Origin of the sequence: Paenibacillus sp. Y5S-9 (assembly GCF_036894235.1) — a bacterium.
Taxonomy (GTDB): Bacteria; Bacillota; Bacilli; order Paenibacillales; family Paenibacillaceae; genus Paenibacillus.
The window spans coordinates 2,671,831-2,691,250 of record NZ_CP145887.1 but is presented as its reverse complement, the minus strand read 5'-3'; the positions used below and the strand labels follow the sequence as shown (position 1 = coordinate 2,691,250).

At 41.3% G+C, this 19,420-nt stretch carries 25 protein-coding genes; 2 read left to right on the top strand and 23 right to left on the bottom strand.

Annotation, left to right across the window (positions count from 1 at the left end; translation table 11 throughout):
• From V6669_RS12090 to V6669_RS12050, 9 genes are all read right to left on the bottom strand, one after another.
• Positions 1 to 873, bottom strand: coding sequence for a GNAT family N-acetyltransferase (locus V6669_RS12090; protein WP_338593946.1), 873 nt, complete (start codon positions 871 to 873; stop codon positions 1 to 3).
• Between the two features lie 106 nt (positions 874 to 979).
• On the bottom strand, positions 980 to 1,303 hold the full coding sequence (locus tag V6669_RS12085) for a DUF2834 domain-containing protein (protein WP_338593944.1): 324 nt from the start codon (positions 1,301 to 1,303) through the stop codon (positions 980 to 982).
• A 204-nt stretch (positions 1,304 to 1,507) separates the two neighbouring features.
• Positions 1,508 to 2,299 (bottom strand): GNAT family N-acetyltransferase, encoded by a 792-nt coding sequence (locus V6669_RS12080; RefSeq protein WP_338593942.1) that lies wholly within the window; start codon positions 2,297 to 2,299, stop codon positions 1,508 to 1,510.
• 297 nt (positions 2,300 to 2,596) lie between these two features.
• Positions 2,597 to 3,046 (bottom strand): hypothetical protein, encoded by a 450-nt coding sequence (locus tag V6669_RS12075; protein ID WP_338594911.1) that lies wholly within the window; start codon positions 3,044 to 3,046, stop codon positions 2,597 to 2,599.
• A 394-nt stretch (positions 3,047 to 3,440) separates the two neighbouring features.
• Positions 3,441 to 3,881 carry a hypothetical protein gene (locus V6669_RS12070; RefSeq protein WP_338593941.1) on the bottom strand — a complete coding sequence of 147 codons (441 nt, stop codon included), beginning with the start codon at positions 3,879 to 3,881 and terminating at the stop codon, positions 3,441 to 3,443.
• Entirely contained in the window at positions 3,878 to 4,096 is a 219-nt protein-coding gene (locus tag V6669_RS12065) for a hypothetical protein (protein WP_338593940.1), read from the bottom strand. The genes V6669_RS12070 and V6669_RS12065 overlap by 4 nt, the downstream gene beginning before the upstream one ends.
• A gap of 211 nt (positions 4,097 to 4,307) precedes the next feature.
• Positions 4,308 to 4,886: a histidine phosphatase family protein gene (locus V6669_RS12060; protein ID WP_338593938.1), complete on the bottom strand. Its 579-nt coding sequence runs from the start codon at positions 4,884 to 4,886 to the stop codon at positions 4,308 to 4,310.
• 176 nt (positions 4,887 to 5,062) lie between these two features.
• The gene (locus V6669_RS12055) at positions 5,063 to 5,545 is read right to left on the bottom strand and encodes a hypothetical protein (RefSeq protein WP_338593937.1); all 483 of its coding nucleotides are present in this window, start codon (positions 5,543 to 5,545) and stop codon (positions 5,063 to 5,065) included.
• A 782-nt stretch (positions 5,546 to 6,327) separates the two neighbouring features.
• Positions 6,328 to 6,552 (bottom strand): helix-turn-helix transcriptional regulator, encoded by a 225-nt coding sequence (locus V6669_RS12050; RefSeq protein WP_018883096.1) that lies wholly within the window; start codon positions 6,550 to 6,552, stop codon positions 6,328 to 6,330.
• 153 nt (positions 6,553 to 6,705) lie between these two features.
• Here V6669_RS12050 and V6669_RS12045 point away from each other — a divergent pair, with 153 nt between their 5' ends.
• Positions 6,706 to 6,993, top strand: a complete 288-nt coding sequence (locus V6669_RS12045; protein WP_338593933.1) for a DUF6809 family protein — start codon at positions 6,706 to 6,708, stop codon at positions 6,991 to 6,993.
• A gap of 162 nt (positions 6,994 to 7,155) precedes the next feature.
• On the opposite strand, the gene V6669_RS12040 is transcribed toward V6669_RS12045, so the two are convergent.
• The 11 genes from V6669_RS12040 to V6669_RS11990 form a co-directional block, all read right to left on the bottom strand.
• Positions 7,156 to 7,524, bottom strand: coding sequence for a hypothetical protein (locus V6669_RS12040; RefSeq protein WP_338593931.1), 369 nt, complete (start codon positions 7,522 to 7,524; stop codon positions 7,156 to 7,158).
• A gap of 187 nt (positions 7,525 to 7,711) precedes the next feature.
• Positions 7,712 to 8,161: a hypothetical protein gene (locus tag V6669_RS12035; protein WP_338593930.1), complete on the bottom strand. Its 450-nt coding sequence runs from the start codon at positions 8,159 to 8,161 to the stop codon at positions 7,712 to 7,714.
• A 187-nt stretch (positions 8,162 to 8,348) separates the two neighbouring features.
• Entirely contained in the window at positions 8,349 to 8,777 is a 429-nt protein-coding gene (locus V6669_RS12030; protein WP_338593928.1) for a hypothetical protein, read from the bottom strand.
• Positions 8,778 to 8,940: 163 nt separating this feature from the next.
• Positions 8,941 to 9,498: a shikimate kinase gene (locus tag V6669_RS12025; RefSeq protein ID WP_338593926.1), complete on the bottom strand. Its 558-nt coding sequence runs from the start codon at positions 9,496 to 9,498 to the stop codon at positions 8,941 to 8,943.
• A gap of 248 nt (positions 9,499 to 9,746) precedes the next feature.
• A complete protein-coding gene (locus tag V6669_RS12020) occupies positions 9,747 to 10,256 on the bottom strand; it encodes a DinB family protein (protein ID WP_338593924.1) in 510 nt (169 codons plus the stop codon).
• 355 nt (positions 10,257 to 10,611) lie between these two features.
• Positions 10,612 to 11,709 (bottom strand): Gfo/Idh/MocA family oxidoreductase, encoded by a 1,098-nt coding sequence (locus tag V6669_RS12015; protein ID WP_338593922.1) that lies wholly within the window; start codon positions 11,707 to 11,709, stop codon positions 10,612 to 10,614.
• A gap of 63 nt (positions 11,710 to 11,772) precedes the next feature.
• Entirely contained in the window at positions 11,773 to 12,945 is a 1,173-nt protein-coding gene (locus V6669_RS12010; RefSeq protein ID WP_338593920.1) for a Gfo/Idh/MocA family oxidoreductase, read from the bottom strand.
• Positions 12,942 to 13,856 (bottom strand): sugar phosphate isomerase/epimerase family protein, encoded by a 915-nt coding sequence (locus tag V6669_RS12005; RefSeq protein ID WP_338594910.1) that lies wholly within the window; start codon positions 13,854 to 13,856, stop codon positions 12,942 to 12,944. Before V6669_RS12005 ends, V6669_RS12010 begins: the two co-directional genes overlap by 4 nt.
• Positions 13,857 to 14,200: 344 nt before the next feature.
• Entirely contained in the window at positions 14,201 to 14,698 is a 498-nt protein-coding gene (locus V6669_RS12000) for a metallophosphoesterase (RefSeq protein WP_315936264.1), read from the bottom strand.
• Positions 14,699 to 14,954: 256 nt separating this feature from the next.
• Positions 14,955 to 15,389 (bottom strand): Rrf2 family transcriptional regulator, encoded by a 435-nt coding sequence (locus V6669_RS11995; RefSeq protein ID WP_338593919.1) that lies wholly within the window; start codon positions 15,387 to 15,389, stop codon positions 14,955 to 14,957.
• A gap of 42 nt (positions 15,390 to 15,431) precedes the next feature.
• Complete coding sequence (locus V6669_RS11990; protein WP_017689054.1) at positions 15,432 to 15,809, bottom strand: DivIVA domain-containing protein; 378 nt, start codon at positions 15,807 to 15,809, stop codon at positions 15,432 to 15,434.
• A gap of 199 nt (positions 15,810 to 16,008) precedes the next feature.
• Between V6669_RS11990 and V6669_RS11985 the strand changes: the two genes are divergently transcribed.
• Positions 16,009 to 16,575 carry a TraR/DksA C4-type zinc finger protein gene (locus V6669_RS11985; protein WP_036609176.1) on the top strand — a complete coding sequence of 189 codons (567 nt, stop codon included), beginning with the start codon at positions 16,009 to 16,011 and terminating at the stop codon, positions 16,573 to 16,575.
• A gap of 191 nt (positions 16,576 to 16,766) precedes the next feature.
• On the opposite strand, the gene V6669_RS11980 is transcribed toward V6669_RS11985, so the two are convergent.
• The 3 genes from V6669_RS11980 to V6669_RS11970 all read right to left on the bottom strand — a co-directional run bounded on the left by V6669_RS11980 (position 16,767) and on the right by V6669_RS11970 (position 19,418).
• Positions 16,767 to 17,459 carry a helix-turn-helix domain-containing protein gene (locus V6669_RS11980; protein ID WP_338593915.1) on the bottom strand — a complete coding sequence of 231 codons (693 nt, stop codon included), beginning with the start codon at positions 17,457 to 17,459 and terminating at the stop codon, positions 16,767 to 16,769.
• Between the two features lie 133 nt (positions 17,460 to 17,592).
• The gene (locus tag V6669_RS11975; RefSeq protein WP_338593913.1) at positions 17,593 to 18,882 is read right to left on the bottom strand and encodes an MFS transporter; all 1,290 of its coding nucleotides are present in this window, start codon (positions 18,880 to 18,882) and stop codon (positions 17,593 to 17,595) included.
• 260 nt (positions 18,883 to 19,142) lie between these two features.
• Positions 19,143 to 19,418: a barstar family protein gene (locus V6669_RS11970; RefSeq protein WP_338593912.1), complete on the bottom strand. Its 276-nt coding sequence runs from the start codon at positions 19,416 to 19,418 to the stop codon at positions 19,143 to 19,145.
• Positions 19,419 to 19,420 lie beyond the last annotated feature (2 nt).

Sequence of the window (19,420 nt, the reverse complement as noted above, 5' to 3'; positions counted from 1 at the left end):
CTAATATTCAAATTTGAGCTGAAGCGAATCACAAATTGGTTTATAGCCTATCTTTTGATAGATCTTATTTGAAGTGGAATTTGCTAAGTCTGTATATAAGACGCATTTAGTAAATCTTTTATCCAATGCAAGTTGGCTTATTTGCGCCACAATTGAAGTAGCGTAACCCTTTTTACGCTCATATGGAGGGGTATATACGAATGCCACACCAATAGCCGTCTCCATTTCCCTTGTATATCCTGCCAAAGAAACGGGGATCCCGTTGTCGTCCTCTAAAATATAGAGTTTTTTCGATGCTATTCTGTAGAGGTAAGGCTCTGGATCTTGCGGGATAGACATTTCTGTTCTGCCATAACTCGCCGCTGCAGAAAATGCTTCAGCCCAGTATGGGAAAAAGTGAATATCTTTCTCATTTAGCAATCGAACTCTACCAATTTTTTGGATGTATGGGTTTACTGCTGTAAGTTCATATATACGTTGGCTCATGGTTGTTTCAAAAGCGATTCCCTTGCGCAAGGTGTATTCTTTGGCAAAATACTCTGCCAAGTTTTTTTCAGTTGTCACACCTGGAATTTCATGGCCCTGTAGCCCTTCTATCAAACAGCTTATAGCCTCTGGGTTAATTACGTTGTCTGTTGCATAAAGTGTAACATTGTGTGGGGGTGTCATTAATGCGGTAAGTTGTATGCCTGTAGCATCCGAAATAGTTACCATAAGCCAATTTACAGGGTCACGCCAATCTGTTTTGTCTTTTCCTTCATGTCCGATTATGATATTACCAAGAGGAATCATATTTTGTGCCTCATGACGCATCAGCACTTCATAAGTGTCTCTGTAAAACTCATGCACATCCGTATACAATTTAAATTGCATCGAAATTCCTCCTTTTATGTGTTCAACGTTTTTCCAGATTTCTCGTAAAACCATTCTTCCTTCCGATTTGCTTATTGGAAAACAGGTAAATTATAATGTAAAATGATTAACTATCTTTCATTTTTTCCATTTGAATTTCACACAATAATAAGAATAAAGGCAATCCAAATGAAACTCCAACTGTTAATGTTCCAATGATCGGTATCCACTTATGCTTTACGCCAGTTCGCTTTCCTTCATATAAAATAAACCCAATTAAAACAACTGCTGAGATTATTATATCCAACCAAGCAAATGCACTAATTCGATTCATTGTTGCTTCATATAATAGGGTCTTCAGATTAAATCCGTTCTCACTAATCCAAGGAATAAACTCCATGTAAGGAATTATTATTCCCAGAATGGATAACAACCCATAAAAATATTTCAAGTCTCTCACCTCAACTAATATTAGTTATAAAAGATTTCAATGGTCTTTAACGATCTTTACTGGTATTTCAGTTGTTTCCGTGTTCATGAACCCACAGAGGTTTTCTGCTGAAATCCCTCTTCGAAATCCATCCGCAGGCCAGGGCTGAAGGACCGCTGCTTGAATATCATGTTAGGCGATTCCGGCTTGATCTCCCTATCACAATTAATCCCTAGTCCACGTTGCCCGGGTATATCCGATTCTCATACCTACTCTTTCCATATTCCGGTGGCTTTGCGAGCCATATGAGCACTGACTAACAACAAGATTACAATTTTTGTAGCTATCATGAATTCGTCTATGTAATAGATTTGTTTGAAATCCTTTATTTCGATATTCCGGCAGTGTTGTCGCAAATGTTAATGAAGCAACATTGTCCTCTATATACATCACAGCTACTGCAACTGGCTTCCCCTGATCCAACCCCAGATAATAGTGCCATCCCGGACGGGAAAACAATGCTCGGTTATTTGCAGCTACGTGTTCTTTCCCATCAAGAGATAATCCTGTACCTAAACAATGAATTTCTGCATATGTATCGAACTCATCTTCGTGTAGTTCACGAATGTCCAGCTTCTGATTATCATATGAGTTTAGATTCCCAGGTTCACAAAAAAGCGTTGTATGAAATCCTGTTTGATAAAAGCCTTTATTATGGAGCGTTTTCATTACTTTTTGATCTATCTTACCGGGGATGACTTGAATCTCACAATTTCGCTCCCGCTCATTATAAAAGTTTAAGATATCTTCAATGACATTTTCGGAAATTCTGCCCTTTACATTATTAAATAGACCCCAGGGCATAGTTTTACTATAAAATGCCGTACTCTCTGCGAATCGTTTAATTTCAATTCCCTCAGGATTTCCTTCTCGTTCTCTAATTGCAGTCATTCGATCAACCATATAATTAATTTCAGATCTTTCTAACCTATCCGCTAGTTCCAAATTCAATATCATTCAATTTATCCCCTTCCTTAATTTGCATATCTTTATGCAATTACTCCTGGATGATTTCAGTTAACGTTCCTGCATTCATGAACCCCAAGGGTTGTCTGGTTAAATCCCTCTTCAAAATCCACCCCAGCCCAAGGCTCCGAAAGAGCCGATGCTTGAATATATGTTATGTTGAGTATGACTCTTCTTGAGTAAACAACAATACTTCGTAATTGTGAGATTTCCCGCAGTAAACTCACTCATATTTTTCTCCTTTATCTGTAAGTCTTATTTCACCTAACGTTTCCGTGTTCAATAATTTTATTTAGTTCGATGAACCTCCTTAATAATTGGTTCAGAAACGGATACAACATCCACGATATGGTTAAGACATGCGATGCCATAATGCTTGAATGGACCTGGATAATCTTCAGAAGCAAATGTTCCTACTTTAATAAAGTCCAAGTATCTAGATTTACTGTAAATCCTAAAGATCTTACCCTCAAATTCTTCATAATCATCCCATGAAGTGTAACTTTCATTTCGAATTGAATATCCAATGTAAAATTCAAAATCAAGCTGTAATAAAGGTAATGTTTCATCTACATCAATTGAATATGTATCTTTAATTTCAATTTTCCCAATTGTAACCGTTTCAGGAGTCTCACTAGTTCTACTTCGACTGAAGAGTAATCTAAGGGTGTTCTCCTCAGATTCATATATTTGATCGAGATAAATATTCTTTACATTGAACAAATCAGAATACTCCAAATGACTCACTTCCTTTATTATCTTTATCGCAAATGCATCGGTTTCACCTAACATTCCTGTATCCACGACGTCCCACCAAGGGACAGCCACGATATAGTTAGTTGGTACAGATGTGTCTCCTGATTCCACTTCTCCGAAATCCCTCTTGAAGACCGACGAGCATCAGCGACGATGCAAAAATGCGTGGTTATACGCTGCCCCTTTTTCTTCGATTCCACATCCTTATATGTCTTGTGTGTTTTATGTATTTAATATGTCTTTACGTGTTTTATCTTTTGGTTCTCTCTTTTGCTCCTATCAAATCCGTTTCCGCCTCACAATTCGGGACATAATCCTTGATATAGAATACATGCTGAACGCACAATCAAAATTTAAAAGGATTGTTGTCCTCCCTTTAATTCGCAATAGTCAAATATGTATTAATGACATGCACAATACCAAAAAGTACTGTTGGTATAATTGCCAGATAATTTTGAAGCCCAATCTCAGCTAATATAAAATATACTACCGGGAGAACGGCCATCCCCAAAAAAACAATCGAGTTTGCGTTGCCTGTAAAATACAATATCCATAGCCCATAATAAAAAATCAACATTATTGCCATACCAATTATATACGGACACCTCATTTCAGATGCTTGTTTTCTTACAACAAATATCAGAAGAAAGAAAAATATCGCCTGACTTCCGTGCTCCAAAACATCTAAAATCAAATGGCTATTTGCATGGTTTCCTGATATATCTGACGCAGGAATTAAAAAATAAAATATATTTGGTATCATTGGCAATAAAAAGATGATCAGACCCTTCCATGAAAAACCAAAATGATAATTCATTTGATCCTCTCTTTCGCATAATAGAAATATTCTTTAGTTTGCACTTTATTATGAATCCGCTTCTCTGGTATTTCTCTTGATGACAACGGAGCAAAGGTTTTTTCCTTAATTGATGTACTTGGGTCACTGATGAGGATGCAAAAATTCGGTTCGTCCCAATATTCGTTCTCAAGCACTTCCACTTCAAGGGTCTGGGTTCGATCGACCGGTTGCATGGCTTCACCCTCTTAAAGAGATGGTTTCCGGTATACCACCTAACGTTTTGATATTCACGAAACGCCCAATCCTTAGATAACTCTTATCTTAGGCTTGGGCGTTTGTTGACTGAGCTTCCTCCATAATTATACATGTGTCAACCAACGGGTGATAGCCCCGCTGCGTGAATACAATGATGATTGATTAACCGTCTTCGGATTTGCTTTCATACTATTCAACGTTTAAGTGAGAAATACAATTATATAATTGACAATCCCATCTGAATGGGTCTTTATTTAAAATTGTTACCGATGTATTATGGAGTTGTTCTTCTGTATCAATGTGCGGAATTAGTTTCTTTAAAGTCAGTCCAATTAGTGCTCCATGACTTATTATCAATATTTTTTTGTCGGGGTGTCTTTCAGAAATGTCCATTAGGCATTCCATTCCTCTTGTGATTATCTCAGCGTTTGATTCTATACCAAGATCTAGTTTGGACCATCCGTATCCCCACTTACTAACTCTATCTTGTTCAGTTGTTCCCTCAATAAGACCGCAGTTCATTTCTCTTAATCGTGGGTCAGTTATCACTTCAACATTCTTAATCCTTCCTATCATTTCTGCTGTTTCGAGTGCTCTTGATAAGTCACTTGAATAAATATAATCCCACTCCTCGTTCTCCATTCTCTTAGATAGTAGTTCAGCTTGTCTTCGTCCCTCATCATTCAAAGGTATATCGACTTGTCCCTGTGCCCTGTATTCATAATTCCAATCTGTTACTCCATGTCTTATAAGTCCTATCAATGTCATACTTGTTCCTCTTTCATTTTATGTTTTTAAGGTACTGCCGATCTTTCACCTAAAGTTCCTGTATTCACGAAACTCGAAGGGGTTATCTGCTGAATCCACTTCCTCGAAAAGAATCTGCAGACCAAGGGCTGTTAGGAGCGCCGCGTAAATACGTTGTTATACACATTCAGGTCCTTCTACGTAATACTCCCACTATTTGTAGATTTAATTGTTTCAATAGCTTCTTTAGCTATTATTCGTATCCTTTCGTTTTTGTGGTTTTCATAATTATTTAATAACGATAAATATTTCTTGTTAAAGGTTAAACCTAAAGCATAAATCGCATCTGGAAGTAGTTCAGAATTAATTTCTTCTATATTGTCTGCTAAATAATCCAACGAATCCCTCGAATATTCAGTAATTAGTTGAAAAATATCTTCTTTAACTTCCTTGTTATGATCGATGAACAAATGCATCTCCAATACTATAATAATTTCATCGAAGTAAGTTAAGTTATATCCATAGTAAGGATCTAGATATCTATCTAAACAAAACAACAAGCTCCGTTTCTCAATAAAATTAGCATTATTCAAAAATTCATTAATGGCTATAGCACCACTGTTAACTATTTCTTCGTGTTGTTTCGTGTATGTCACATAACTTCCACCTGTTTCATTCATTATACACACCCTCTTAATTTAAAGATGAGAACGATCATCCATGTTTATAAAGCTAAGGTTCTGAAAATTATTATATTCACTTGCCTCAATTACATATAACGTTCTCGTATTCATGACGTTCGACATAGTCGGATGTGTCCGGCTGATTTCGCTCCCTCGTCCTCATCTCCTGCCGGACCAAGGGCCGTATGGCCAGTAGCTTGGATATTATGTTATATTATGCTTCTGGCTACTTTGATTCCGCATTTATGATATTTTCATTATTTTCATTACTTAGTCAGCTTCATATTCACTGTTATCTATCATCATTCTTGTACTTATCCATTCTTCTAATGAATCATATATTTCTGTCCTTGGCCATTTCACATCTTATTCAGCTTTTCCAGCCCAAGTCAGATGGACTTGAGCATACTTTTCAGGTTCTTCTAGTAATTGAAATAAAACTTCATCGCAGTCAATTCTTCTTGCGATAATTTTGACTTTCTTATCCTTAAGAAGGTGAAGCTTGATAACTCTTTATACAATTCACTTACATAGATATCAGTTTGTTCTTCGATCCAAGGTTTTAGAAGGTTAAATAATCTAGTCATAGTGACCTTCCTTTAGTGTGTTTATTTTTTGCTTTTGCAGAAGTTTCCTATAACGTTTCTGTATTCATGAACCCCACAGGGGTTGTCTGCAGAAATTCCTCTACGAAATCCATCTCACAGACCAAGGCCCGTTAGGAGCCGCTACTCGAATATTATGTTATACGACGAAACCTCTTCTCGAAACGTCTCTCACTATTTATTTTCTTCTGGTACATATTCGATCAAATCAGACAACTTACAATTAAACGTATCACACAACTTGAATAGTGTTTCTAATTTTGTTGTTTCTATATTCGTCTCTCTATATAACTTGTTGATTGAGTTACGACTTAAGCCTGATCTCACCATTAATTCGGTTATATCATCTATTCGATGTTCTGCCATGAGTTCTCGTATATTGCATTTGATTACGTTCATCTTTTCCCCTCCATAATTCTATCTTATCTTTCATATTAGCAATCATCAACAGAAAGCAAATTTTTAACTCTACAAAGTCAAGTATTCACCTTGTAATTAACCTCAAGGGGTTATGTAATAACTTTATAAAGTTAACTAAAGGAGGAACAACATATGATTAATACAGTAGAATCGTTAACAGAATTACTAATAAGAATACGTTTAGAATTACTCTATACTGAGCTTGTGGAATTTCATACGCAATACAATCAGCTTTCTACGGAGGCAGATCAATACTTTAAAACACTTCGTGATGCTTTACCTGATCAACTTCAACATACGGTTTTTCTTTACGAAGACGCTCAAATTTCTCTTCAATCCATCTTAGAAAGAAATATCTATATACAAGGTTTCAAAGACGCTCTACAACTCTTTTGTGAATTGCAAAGCTCTAGCATTTAGAGGATCATATGATCCTCTTTTCTATTGTTTTTGATTCTGTCGTATAACGTTCCTGTATTCACGGCCCAGCGTATGCTGGATGTCTGGTGAATGCCGGACCAAGAACGAATGTCCGATGCGTGAATATTATGTTATAGGATGTCAGCCACTTCTATGAATCTCCTACAAATCATGCTTTCTAGCCAAGTTCCATTCTAAAAAATGATTTATGTCACTTATTGCATCTATAATTGTCCCTCTATGTTCTTCGTTATTCTTCAATTCTTGTAATATCACTGGCTTTACTATTCTTTTATTAAGCTCTCCTTTGGTTCGTGCAACATGAGCTAATCCCAGTATTGCATTTGCTCTAACATGAGGATGAGAATGTTCGGCTAATTTCAAACACAGATTCTGAGCAGCCCTCCAATTGGGATGATACATTGCCACCGATAGCGATACCAAAATCAGCTCTTCAAACACCTGTCGTTCTAGTATTTCTTTAATCTCCTCTTCGTTGTACTCTCTGATTTCCTCGTATTTACGCTCCATTTAATTCTCCTAAATGTTTGTATGGACTTTGGCAGATTTCCTATAACGTTCTTGTATTCACGACGCTTGGCGAATGCCAAGTGTGTCCGGCTGAGTCCGCTTCTATGAATTCCCACTGCCGGACCAAGGGCATATGCCCGCAGCTTGAATATATTGTTATGCGATGCCCTTGTCTTCTTCGAATCTTCTATTCTAAAAATAGGGTTGCTTTCTCAATCTCGCCATGTTCATCTAAGTGTTTTAAAGTTTGTTCAATATCTTCATTATTCATCGTTCTTACAATGATTAAGTGCTGAATATTAAACCCTGGTGGGTCTAAATGAGATTGTTCAAAGTGTTTGACTAACCTCTCCGGTGTTGTAATTAGACCCCATCTCTTCATTCCGTTATTAAAGGTTAGGGTTACTTCAATTAGATCAAAATCTTCTAATCGATCATCAAACTTCCAGCTACTTAAAATGGGAACCTCGACTTCCCCCTCTGAAAAATAACATTTATCTATCCATACTCTCTTATGATGGTTTCCAATGATTCTAAATCGATCTGTTTCTTCATCCACTGCCTGATAAATTCCCCCTCTGGTAAGGGCATGTCCATACAGACCTATATGTGTACACGTTACAAGCTTAAAATCCATTTCTTCACATCCATTACTGGGCTTTAATCAGATTTACTCTGCAAGGGTTTCGCATAACGTTCCTGTATCACGACCCGACGCATGTCGGGTGTCCGGCGAATGCCGGGCCAAGGACGTATGTCCGCAGCGTGAATATTATGTTATACGCTGTCCCCTACTTCTTCGAGTCCGCTTTCTTCCGAATTATTTATTCTATGATTGTAAATACAATTTCTTTAGGCGGGTTTCGATCTTGCTTCGTATTTATTGCTCCCTTCTCTCCTGTAAAATTAATTGTAAAAATCCGTTTTTGATTTGCAGCTAATTCTAAAATTTCTTGTTTATGATTTCCTATATATCCATTCAGTTTTTCTGTTGTCAGTAAGCCATTATTAAAATCGTCTGAATAGATCCCAATCACTTTAAATTTTTGTGAGTCGTTACTGCGATTTTGAATATGGATTTCCTCGGTTATAATCACTTCATGGCTTTTGGTGATCTTGAATTCAGTATGGTAACTATCTATTTTTATATATCTTAATGGTGACTGATTTTCGTCACCTCTTACGAACCCAATGATCGCAACTGTTATTATTGCGGCTGTTAACCCTACAAGAATCTTTATAGTCTTTCTCATTTTTTGGTCCTTTATATTTGTGTCTTGGGATTGCGTATAACGTTCCTGTATTCACGACCCAGCGTATGCTGGGTGTCCGGCTCCTGCCGGACCAAGGGCGTATGCCCGCAGTGTGAATATTATGTTATAAGATGTTGGCGCCTTCTTGAATTACTCACACGTACTATAAATTAAATTCATCTTTAATTAATCTTGCGACTTCATCTGCACTTAAATTTGTATTATTGATTCTCAAATAGTTCTCTCTAGTAATTTCTCCCTCTTTAGAATTGAGTCGATGTTCTTCCATCGTTTTGATTAAGTCCATTTCAGAATATTCAATATTTCTTTTTGTTGGTTTTTGATCAAGTCTAAACGCCGTTGTATTTCGTTTTAATCGTTCTTCTATATTTGACTCTAATTCAACAAAATAAATTTCTGCCCCTTTCGATTCAAACAAGTTACATGTTTGCTTGACGAATTCCCAGTCCTTCTGAAGATCAAACCCCCAGAGGTAAGTAAAAATAAGTCCATACTGGTTGCTGCTTGCGAACGATTCAAAAAGCTCTCTTCTTACGATACTTGATAACCTCCAAGTTTCACTACCAAAACCAAAAAAGGGATGAAATAGCTCGATCGACATGTGATTGTGAAACAATTTCAATTCCGTTATTTTCGTTAATTCATGACCAACCGTCATCTTTCCAACGGCCTGTGGGCCAAATATCAATATAAACTTCATAGGTATCACCCCGGTTCTTAATATCTTGCGCCAATTTCTTATAACGTTCCTGTATCTACGAACCCGAGAGGCTTAAGGAGCGAACGCGCCGGGTCCGAAGGACTTAGCCTCGCAGGGTTGTGAGTTGAATCCACTTCTTCGCTTCTTACATCTTACGAACCAAGGGCCGAACGGCCCGCAGCGTAGATATGATGTTATAGGATGTCAGTGTCTTCTTCGAAACACTTTCACATTCAGGCACCTTTATATTACTCATAATTCCATACAAGTTGTCCCTTTTTAATCTTTGCTGCATATATTATTTGTCCGGTGTGATAATGCATTTCTCTAATCATTGCTATCATTAGATTAAGAACCGTTGTCTCATTATTTACCTGGCTATATGTAAGAGGTGGACGATTAATAAACGGTTGCGATAACAACAATTCAGGGTTTGATTTGAGGTGTTCGAGATAGAGAATGATTATATCAAATGCTTCTTTTGTCATGTTGTAAACTTGCTCTTTAGAATATTGGAGTCCACGTTCAAACTCCTTGTCTCTGTCCCTAGTATCTGGAATATCATAAAAGATTGTTTCTATTCTGGAATGAACACAACCTCGAATATGAGCAACTAAATTAGTAATACTATTACTTTCAGAGTTAGGCACCCATGTTAGATCTTCCTCTGACAATTGTCCAATCGCTTGGAGAGTCCATTTCCTCTCTGAGTTAAACTTAATCAACATACTTTCGAGTACTTCATTTGCAATTTCCATGGGCGAGCCTCCAACTAGTTATTTTGATAACCAGTATTAATAGTTACTCAATCTCTATTTATTATCGGATATTTGTTTTACACTGATTTCCTATAACATCATATATACGAACTTCGTAAATACCTCTCTTTTTAACAAATATCCGAACTACATATAATATAACCCATAATAATCCATCTGCGAAGTCACGAACACAGAAAAGCAGCCCGAGTAAACTGCCCCATATGTTAGCCTTAACTAACACGTAGGATGCAGTTCACACCTGGGCTGCTCTCTCCTCACTCAATAATAGAAGAATCTCAGATAAACTTCAGTAATCAAACTTCTCTCCCCTTGCGCTCCTTCACCTAAAACATTACTTCGCTCCACCACTCCAAACCACACGCTCGCTCATCGCTTTATGCTGTGCAATCAGGCAGAGTTCTGCCGCTTTGAATGCATGTTCTTGCGTCATGGCTGTCTCGGTGCGATCCAGACAATCGCGAATGAGTTGGCCGAAGAACGGGTAACCCACCTTGCCTTTTACATTGTAGCGGTACTCTCCTTCATGATTGACCAAGTACACCTGATCCCCCTGAGGTTCCCTTGCGATGTCGATATACTTCCGCAACTCGATATAACCGTCCGTTCCCAGAATAACGGTACGCCCATCGCCCCATGTGCCCAGACCATCCGGCGTGAACCAGTCCACTCGGAAGTAACCGGAAGCTCCGTTATCACCAATCAGCGAAGCTTCGCCGAAGTCTTCCAGTTCCGGGAACTGTGGGTGATTGAAGTTATGCACACGACTGAACCCTACCTCCGCGTCTGTACATGAGGCAAACGTCAGGAATTGTTCGATCTGGTGACTCCCGATATCACAGAGAATGCCGCCATACTGCTCATGCTTGAAGAACCAGTCGGGTCTTCCTCCGGCATTCAGGCGATGCGGGCCAGTACCCATAACTTGCACTACTTTGCCGATTGCCCCTTGTTCAATGAGCTGCCCCGCATAGATCGCACTTTCTACATGCAGTCGTTCACTGTAATACACCATGTACTTCTTGCCCGTTCGTTTCACTTCTTCTCGTGCAAGCTTTAATTGCTCCAGCGTGGTAAATGGGGCTTTGTCTGTAAAATAATCCTTGCCTGCGGCCAGAACTCTCATGCCAAGCGGCGCACGATCTGAAGTGATTGCTGCACTTGCCACCAATAACACTTCATCATCTGCAAGCACTTCGGCTTCTGATCCAGCGACTTGAGCCTGTGGAAACTGCTTCCGAAATGCCTCTACCTTCGCCGGGTCCGGATCATACACCCACTTGAGAGTAGCTCCAGCCTCCAACAATGCCCCAACCATGCCGTAGATGTGTCCATGATCCAGCGCAACAGCAGCAATAGTGAACTCACCCGGACCACATACGACCTCTTTTGTGACACTTTTTGGTGCATAAAACATTCCGTCTTTAGCCATGTCATCCCATCCTTATTATAAAATTATGATTACAATGAACTCGTCTTATATAACAGATCGTCTTCATTTAAATGTCTGACTCAAATCAGCAGGTTGACTGCCACTGAATGCCTTGTCTTTCTTCGTCGTTGATCCAGCAATGCGTTCCTGCAGATGCTCGTAGAACAGATCCTCATCGATCGGCAGATCCACCCAGTTATCCGTCCAGGTGGACAGTAACATAGCGTTCGATAATGTTAATCCGTGTATACCATCCTCACCGGGAGCAATAAGTGGTGCGCCTATACGAATGGCATCTACCCAATTGCGAATCAGACCCGGATGCCCCGTTTCCACACCTGTAATCGGAATTTCGCATTTCCAGCATTCTGGCTGTCCAAAACCTCCGGTAAACCGCTGATTGAATTCAGGCTCAGATTCCCGAAGTCGCCAGAACGTAAGTTTTCCGTCTTCGATCACGATTTTACCTCGGTCTCCGTTGACCTCAAATCGGTTCGTACCTGGTGCTTCACCAGTAGTCGTTACGAAAACACCAGTTGCTCCATTTTCATACTCCACATAAGCGGTTACATCATCTTCCACTTCAATGTTCCGATACTTGCCAAATGAACAGAAAGCACGTATTCGTACCGGCATCATGCCAATTGTCCACTGCCACAGATCCAGTTGATGCGGGTCCTGGTTAATCAGTACACCGCCACCTTCTCCTGCCCAAGTTGCACGCCAGCCGCCGGAATCATAGTAACTTTGGGATCGGTACCAGTTCGTAATAATCCAATTGGTACGGCGTACCTCGCCCAGTTCCCCCGACGCAATTAAGTCTCTTAGTTTAATGTAGAGTGGGTTGGTCCGCTGGTTATACATCATGGAAAAGACTTTACCGCTGGCTGCGGCTGCTTCATTCATCTTGCGTACCTGTTTCGTATATACACCGGCCGGCTTCTCAATCATGACATGCAAGCCATGCTGGAAAGCCTGAATGGCCTGTTCCGGATGATCATAATGCGGCGTTGCAATAATGACTGCATCAATCGTACCCGAGGCCATCATCTGCTCAGCATCCTGCCAATAGGTGACCGTTGCCGGAAGATGACTGGATACCCAGCTCTCCATCTCTCTTCTTACATCACATACGGCGACCAATTCCGCACCGGGTACTTCTCCAGCCACCAACGTTCTGGCATGTGCTGCTCCCATGTTTCCAATACCAATAACCGCTACTCGTACGATACTCATGACTGCTCCTCCTCGTCCACACGACGCTCAATTTCGGCGAAAACGTCTGCAAAATGCTGTAACATCGCCTTGGATTCCAAGGCACCACTAAAGTCCTCTATTCCATAAAATCCGTCATACCCGACGGCACGAAGATCCCGCACCATCTGTACCCAATCGACTATGCCTTCAGTCAGCGGCGTCCAGTGACATTTCCAGGCTGTATTCAGAGTCACTCCGCTGCTCTTCTCAGTCACATTAGCCTTTTGTGATTCTTTCCCTTCTGCTTCAAACCACCCGGCATTTTTTACATGTACATGAGCCAGGTAAGGACCCAGCAACTCAAGCCCCATCCGATGATTCTCATATCCTTCATGCACCATATTGCCTGGATCGTAGAGTACACCTACATGCTGCGGGTCGAGCGACTGCACAAGCCGATAGGCCAGTGATGCCGTCGGTGCAATCGTCTGATGATGCGTCTCTACAATCGCCTTGATGTTGTACTGTTTGGCCAGATCCTGTACTTCACTTAGGTAATCCACGGCTTTACGATACAACTCAGGGTAACTGGTTTTGCGATCATATCCTGGAACACCCACACGCATCATAGATGCTCCTAATCCAGCCGCAGCCTGAAACGCCTGCTCGGCGGCAGACAAATCTCCACAGTTCAGATAAGGTACAAGTGCAATGGATTTCCTGCCTTGCCCTACCGCCGCTTCACGAAAAACAGGAACCTGTTCCTCCCAGTGGCTCGGATCTACAGAACATCGATTATTTCTCCAGTAAGAAGGCTCTTCAGACATTGCATCTTCAGGAATTCCACGGAATCTCCACTCAATTCCATCAATCCCCGCTGCTGCCGCAGCCGATGCCAGTTCTTCTGCATTCAGATCAGGGGTAGCCACCGTGAATACAGACAGTTTCATCATGATCCATCTCCTTATGTAAACGTATTCATTTCATGTCGTAAAGGCATTGTATCACTCCACTGAATGTCACCATAGGGGAAAACGGCAACAGATGAATGACAGATAACGAACAGAGCACATTCCCCATTCAGAGATAACTTCCAAGAGAATGATATGATCTCAAATCAAAAAAGACATCCTTGGAACAGATTTCTATTCTGTTCAAAGATGCCTTGTACAATAATCTTTTTATCTATAAGATGAAATTTGAGGAAAAGGTTCCCTATCAGTTATCCAGTCGCCACTTCAGTAGTTGGTTCTGGCTCTTGTACTCGTCCAACTTGCAACCAGCGTATATCTCTCTAATCCCGATCAAAGAACACGTGTTCAGCCTGTATTTTCCCCTGATCTATTGTCATGATGCCAAATGAGTATTGCTTCTGAAAACGTTTATCCGTAGGCGACCCCGGATTAAATACCAGCGTGTTATCGACGGTATGCATCACCGGGATGTGTGAGTGTCCGTAGATCACAGCATCCACATGCTGGCCTGCAAAGGTATGAATTGCATTCTGCTCCGTACCCTTTGATCCCAGATGACCGTGCACAAGCCCCAGACGAAGTCCTTCCACTTCAACAATACGGGAATACCCCAGTTTTTCCGCGATTTCGGACGGGTCCGTATTACCAGCTACGCCTTCAACAGGTGCATACTCGCTAAGCAATGGGTATACGCTCCAATCCGACCAGTCACCAGCATGAAGAATGAGATCGGCACTCGGCAGTACATCAAGGAGCCTAACCGGTAATTTCTGTGATTTACGTGAACAATGCGTGTCAGAGATGACTACAATTTTCATATAACAACCCACCTTTCCTTTAAGAGGTCGTTCAAAAAGTCCGCTTTTGATTACGAAGGATGCCTAACGGCATCGCAGCATCGAATATGGAATTCAGCCGAAATAAGGATATGCTTACGAAGGTTGTTTCCTTAGGAAACATTGTAGTTGCTCACGTAGTTTCCTAAGCTCCGCTACTCCATTTCTAGCTTCATCCCATCTTCTCGGTACTGAAAACCACCCTTTTTGAACATGCACTTTAAGTCTTTATTGCAAACTACTCTGTCTGTGATGGAACAGCTTGCATCTGAGTACAGGAACGTTCCATATCTTCAAGTGTAATGGATGCAAAGAACTGCTCCACCTTCGCCTCGGCAACCTGATACAGATTGGTCAGCAAGCTGTCTATATGCAAGCCCACTTCACAATCCGGGTTACAATTGCCGTGAATCGGGAACAATGGACCTTCGTCCTTGGCAGCCTGATAGATCATATCTAATGTGATTTCACTTGATGGCTTAGCTAAATAGAAGCCTCTTGTTCCAGGAGAGGAGTTCACTAGTCCCGCCTTTTTCAGCCCGCCCAGAATACGTCTGACGACGACAGGGTTGGTATTCACGCTACCTGCAATATGTGCAGACGTGATTCGTTCAGGCGCGCTGAGTGACAATAACAACAAACAATGCACACTGACCGAAAAATGAGTACTCATGATTAACCACCTTTATTTAATATAATCCAGGACATGCTGACCTTATTCAGAGAACAGATCCTTTTCGGGACGTGCTCTGATCTTGAGCTGTCGCACACTGTATTCTAGTTGTTTTACAATATCATCCAGTTGTTTGCGATCAATCTTGGTCGGATCTTCCACCGGTTTCGCCGACGACTTGAGATCACGGATCGTTAACTGCTGTTCTTGCCATTTGTCCATCAGATCTGCAATATTGGCATAGAAACGTTCGTAATCTTTGATGACCAGATCAAGATAAGCATCTACCTCATCCGGATCATAACCACGAAGTTTATAATTAAATTGTTTTTCATGTATCGATAACGCATCTAGCTGCACTCCCAATTGTTTAAACAATTGTCTCTGTTTATCCAATCTTCGTTTCATATGTTCATCCATATTGACAACCTCCATTATAAGCCAAGCCGTGTTTCTATTTCCTGTGAATAACATACGGCATTTTCTCTCTCTATTTTTTATAACACATAATCCGTCAGATATAAAACGATACAGCCCTATTCCTCGCGAAAATGATTGCTTTTCATCCAATTCGGGTAAAGACTCACTACACCCCACAACGGGAAAGGAGCATGTCCTTATGAGTACATTAACTAAAGATCAACATCAAATACTGAAAAACGCCCTTTTGGAGCAACGTGAAAACTTGCAGCGTCATTTTGAATCCAGCATGGAAGACGGTGCTCCAGTCGAGTCGCTGAAAGATTCAACCGGTGAGCTGTCCTCCTACGATAATCATCCGGCAGATGCCGGTACAGAAACATTTGAACGCAGCCGTGATCTGGCGATTGACGATACATTAACAGACGAATTCAATCAAGTGAACGACGCATTGGAACGTATGGAGCAAGGTACATATGGAACCTGTGTAACGTGCGGCGAAGATATTCCCTTCGAACGACTTGAGGCTATCCCCTACACCGCTTACTGTATTGACGACACGCCTAATAGGGAGATCAGCAACGATCGGCCTGTTGAAGAAGAAGTAATGACCATGCCTCCGAGTGGTGCTGGAGAAGGAAGACAGCAGCGGGCCGGCAAGTTCGACAACGCAGATGCCTGGGAAGCGGTCGAAGAATATGGCACATCTAATTCCCCCGCAACCGCAGCCAAACGTGACGTGAAGGGCTACGATGAGAACATGTAACTTCGTTATGAACTGAAACGGTAAGCGTCAAAATTGAATTGGATTTCATAGGCTGCTCCACCATTAGCCTTCCTTATCACGCATTAAAAAGCCGCCATTGGGCGGCTTTTTCTAGTTTTCTCCATAGCAGTCTCTCACGTTTGCGGTTACTTGCTTCCAGCGATAAGGCTGAACCCATGTATTCCATCCGTTTATTCTTCCGACTCACTACCAGATGATGCAGATTCCTGTCGCTTAGACACAGATCGAGACTTTTTCGTAGTTGCTTTGTCCTTATCAGACGTAGCTTTCTTTTTCTCTTTTGCATTAGTCTTAGAAGCAGGTATTTTCACTATAGGTTTGGAGAGAGCAGAGAATAACTGAAAAACCTCATGTTCCCCTTGCCGATTCTCTTTTGTTGTATAGGGTTCACAGAGTTTTATGATGTTTTTATACAACTGCTCTACTTCCTCACGTGTTGCATACAGCGTGATGTCCGAGAGAAACATCCGATCTTCATTTTCCGCCTGATACATGAATCGCTGACGACTTTGTTCAAACATCTCATTTAATAATTTGAGCGTCTCGGACCGAAACACCTGTTTCAATGGAGAGTTTTCCTTGTCTTCATCTTCGTGACGGAGATGGATCTCTCCGGTAAACGGTTCGTAGTATTTTGCGATAATCCCATTAATTTCACGCGTGGAAACAATCGTCAGTAGACCGATTTTCTCCAGCTTTTTTACATGATAGTGAACTTTGGCTGGCACCTCACCCATCTGGTCGGCGATCTCTTTGACCGTGGATGGTCTGCCCTGCTTGTTAAACATATTCATAATCTGTATCCGATACGGATCGGAGTAAATTTTAATTTCTTCAATTGTTGAAAGAACCTTGTGCTCCATCCCTGTATCCTCATTTCCGGGGTACCTGTTGTCCATCGATGTCTCTATTATACCGCTGCGTCAGGACTTCGGTCAAAACGAGCCGGAAATGACTTGATACAGAAAATCGGCTAATGATCACTTCTGAATATCTTCACAGAGCACTTCGAAAACTTTTGCTAAATAACAGCATACCTGCTGACATGGCCAGCATAACACCAAAAACGATAAACAGAACCGGCATGGTCAGCCAATCTGCAAGTGCTCCCGAAACCAGACTCCCAAGTGGTGCAACACTCAAGACAAGCATAGTCTGAAGGGCATACACTCTGCCCAGCATCTCCGAAGGGGTAACTTCCATAAGATAGGTACCAAGCGGTGTTGTAGCCAGCGGAATCCCCATACCCATCAGTAGACAAAAGGCCGCTGCAACCGGCAGTTGGAAGGAAGTCATATAAGCGGGTAATGCCGTCATCGCATAACTGAGACCCAACATGACAATACCACTGATGACCAGCACACTTTTACGATATTTCGCTCCCCTTTGTGTCAACCATACACCGCTAAGTAACATGCCTCCCACCATCAGCCCACTGAGCAGACTCAATCCCCCAGCGCCAGCATGCAGCGTTTCAATGACATAGGGTGTACGGAGAACATTAAACGGCATCAGGCAGAAATTAATGAAGGCAAACAGGATAGAGACAATTAACAATAAGGAATGTTTACGAAGAAAATGAAAAGCTTCTGCCATTTCGGAGAATATACTACTTTTTTCGGATGGAAGAGAATCTATTTCAATCGATGTCCTACTATCATTGTTAGCAGATGTTGAGGTTTCAGGATAGCCGACTCGGCTCATAATTAAAGCACTTAGCGCAAACAATCCAGCATCAATCAGGATCGTCCAGGCAATGCCTATTGTAGCAATAAGGGCACCCGCCACTGCAAGTCCTGCGAGTTCGGCCACTCTGGTTGCGGAAGAGGACATGGCATTACCCGAAAGTAGCATCGATTGGGGAAGCAATCGGGGGACACTGGACACTTCCGCAGGAGTAGTGAAGCATTCCAGCAAAGAATTCAGAATTGTAATGACAAACAGATGCCAGACTTCAAGTTGACCCAATCCAAACAGCAGAGCTGTAATCCCCACAAACAACCCGCGGCCAGTATTCGTAATCACAATCACTTTTTTGGGAGACATGCGATCAACCAAAGCCCCGGCGAACAGACCCAGGAGGATATTGGGCAAAAAATTCACCGCCAGCAACGTGCCCATCAGCACTTTCGAACCGGTCAGAATGTACACCATCCAACTGTAAGCAATCGAATCAATCGAATCACCAAATCGGGATACAACTTTACTAAGCATAAATTGCATGTACGGTCTGATTCGTATTAACTCACCCATACCTTGCTTGCCAACTGCTGTGTTATCGTTCATGACTTTCCACTCCCTAACGTTAAAATATTTTTCATGTTAATTTTATTTTAACGTAAGTTATGCAGAAATCAATACCTTCGTGAAAATAATTTTAACGATAAGTAAGTAAAGTAAACTCTCGCTCTACTTTCAAATGTTCGTAATCAACACAAAGACTTTTTGAACAACCTTTTTAACAACCTCCTATAACACAAAAAAAACAGACCACATGTGGTCTGCTCGGCTGGACGGATTATATTTGAACTGCCTTTATTTGCTGCCTACTTCTCAACACGCAATTGAAATCCAGCCTGTTCAGCCTGTGCCTCTAACATCAAATCACGTACCCGGCCTGCTTCATTCCCCAGTCGTTCTTCGCTAATTCGGTAGTTGGTCCATCTTAGCTCTAGTGGAAGTTCAACCGTACCCGTCAGGCAATCCCATAGAGCGTCGAGATTACCCCCATAAAAATCCGGCAGTTTCAGCTTCTCCTTTAATTGCTGATGAAGTTCAGCGCTACTAGCAAAGTCTTCTCCATCCAGAATCACGGTGTTCATGA

Excerpts from the sequence above, each read along its gene's own strand:
- V6669_RS12090 (WP_338593946.1), bottom strand. The coding sequence starts at position 873 with ATGCAATTTAAATTGTATACGGATGTGCATGAGTTTTACAGAGACACT.
- V6669_RS12080 (WP_338593942.1), bottom strand. The coding sequence starts at position 2,299 with ATGATATTGAATTTGGAACTAGCGGATAGGTTAGAAAGATCTGAAATT.
- V6669_RS12070 (WP_338593941.1), bottom strand. The coding sequence starts at position 3,881 with ATGAATTATCATTTTGGTTTTTCATGGAAGGGTCTGATCATCTTTTTA.
- V6669_RS12065 (WP_338593940.1), bottom strand. The coding sequence starts at position 4,096 with ATGCAACCGGTCGATCGAACCCAGACCCTTGAAGTGGAAGTGCTTGAG.
- V6669_RS12060 (WP_338593938.1), bottom strand. The coding sequence starts at position 4,886 with ATGACATTGATAGGACTTATAAGACATGGAGTAACAGATTGGAATTAT.
- V6669_RS12055 (WP_338593937.1), bottom strand. The coding sequence starts at position 5,545 with ATGAATGAAACAGGTGGAAGTTATGTGACATACACGAAACAACACGAA.
- V6669_RS12050 (WP_018883096.1), bottom strand. The coding sequence starts at position 6,552 with ATGAACGTAATCAAATGCAATATACGAGAACTCATGGCAGAACATCGA.
- V6669_RS12045 (WP_338593933.1), top strand. The coding sequence starts at position 6,706 with ATGATTAATACAGTAGAATCGTTAACAGAATTACTAATAAGAATACGT.
- V6669_RS12040 (WP_338593931.1), bottom strand. The coding sequence starts at position 7,524 with ATGGAGCGTAAATACGAGGAAATCAGAGAGTACAACGAAGAGGAGATT.
- V6669_RS12035 (WP_338593930.1), bottom strand. The coding sequence starts at position 8,161 with ATGGATTTTAAGCTTGTAACGTGTACACATATAGGTCTGTATGGACAT.
- V6669_RS12030 (WP_338593928.1), bottom strand. The coding sequence starts at position 8,777 with ATGAGAAAGACTATAAAGATTCTTGTAGGGTTAACAGCCGCAATAATA.
- V6669_RS12025 (WP_338593926.1), bottom strand. The coding sequence starts at position 9,498 with ATGAAGTTTATATTGATATTTGGCCCACAGGCCGTTGGAAAGATGACG.
- V6669_RS12020 (WP_338593924.1), bottom strand. The coding sequence starts at position 10,256 with ATGGAAATTGCAAATGAAGTACTCGAAAGTATGTTGATTAAGTTTAAC.
- V6669_RS12015 (WP_338593922.1), bottom strand. The coding sequence starts at position 11,709 with ATGGCTAAAGACGGAATGTTTTATGCACCAAAAAGTGTCACAAAAGAG.
- V6669_RS12010 (WP_338593920.1), bottom strand. The coding sequence starts at position 12,945 with ATGAGTATCGTACGAGTAGCGGTTATTGGTATTGGAAACATGGGAGCA.
- V6669_RS12005 (WP_338594910.1), bottom strand. The coding sequence starts at position 13,856 with ATGAAACTGTCTGTATTCACGGTGGCTACCCCTGATCTGAATGCAGAA.
- V6669_RS12000 (WP_315936264.1), bottom strand. The coding sequence starts at position 14,698 with ATGAAAATTGTAGTCATCTCTGACACGCATTGTTCACGTAAATCACAG.
- V6669_RS11995 (WP_338593919.1), bottom strand. The coding sequence starts at position 15,389 with ATGAGTACTCATTTTTCGGTCAGTGTGCATTGTTTGTTGTTATTGTCA.
- V6669_RS11990 (WP_017689054.1), bottom strand. The coding sequence starts at position 15,809 with ATGGATGAACATATGAAACGAAGATTGGATAAACAGAGACAATTGTTT.
- V6669_RS11985 (WP_036609176.1), top strand. The coding sequence starts at position 16,009 with ATGAGTACATTAACTAAAGATCAACATCAAATACTGAAAAACGCCCTT.
- V6669_RS11980 (WP_338593915.1), bottom strand. The coding sequence starts at position 17,459 with ATGGAGCACAAGGTTCTTTCAACAATTGAAGAAATTAAAATTTACTCC.
- V6669_RS11975 (WP_338593913.1), bottom strand. The coding sequence starts at position 18,882 with ATGAACGATAACACAGCAGTTGGCAAGCAAGGTATGGGTGAGTTAATA.
- V6669_RS11970 (WP_338593912.1), bottom strand. The coding sequence starts at position 19,418 with ATGAACACCGTGATTCTGGATGGAGAAGACTTTGCTAGTAGCGCTGAA.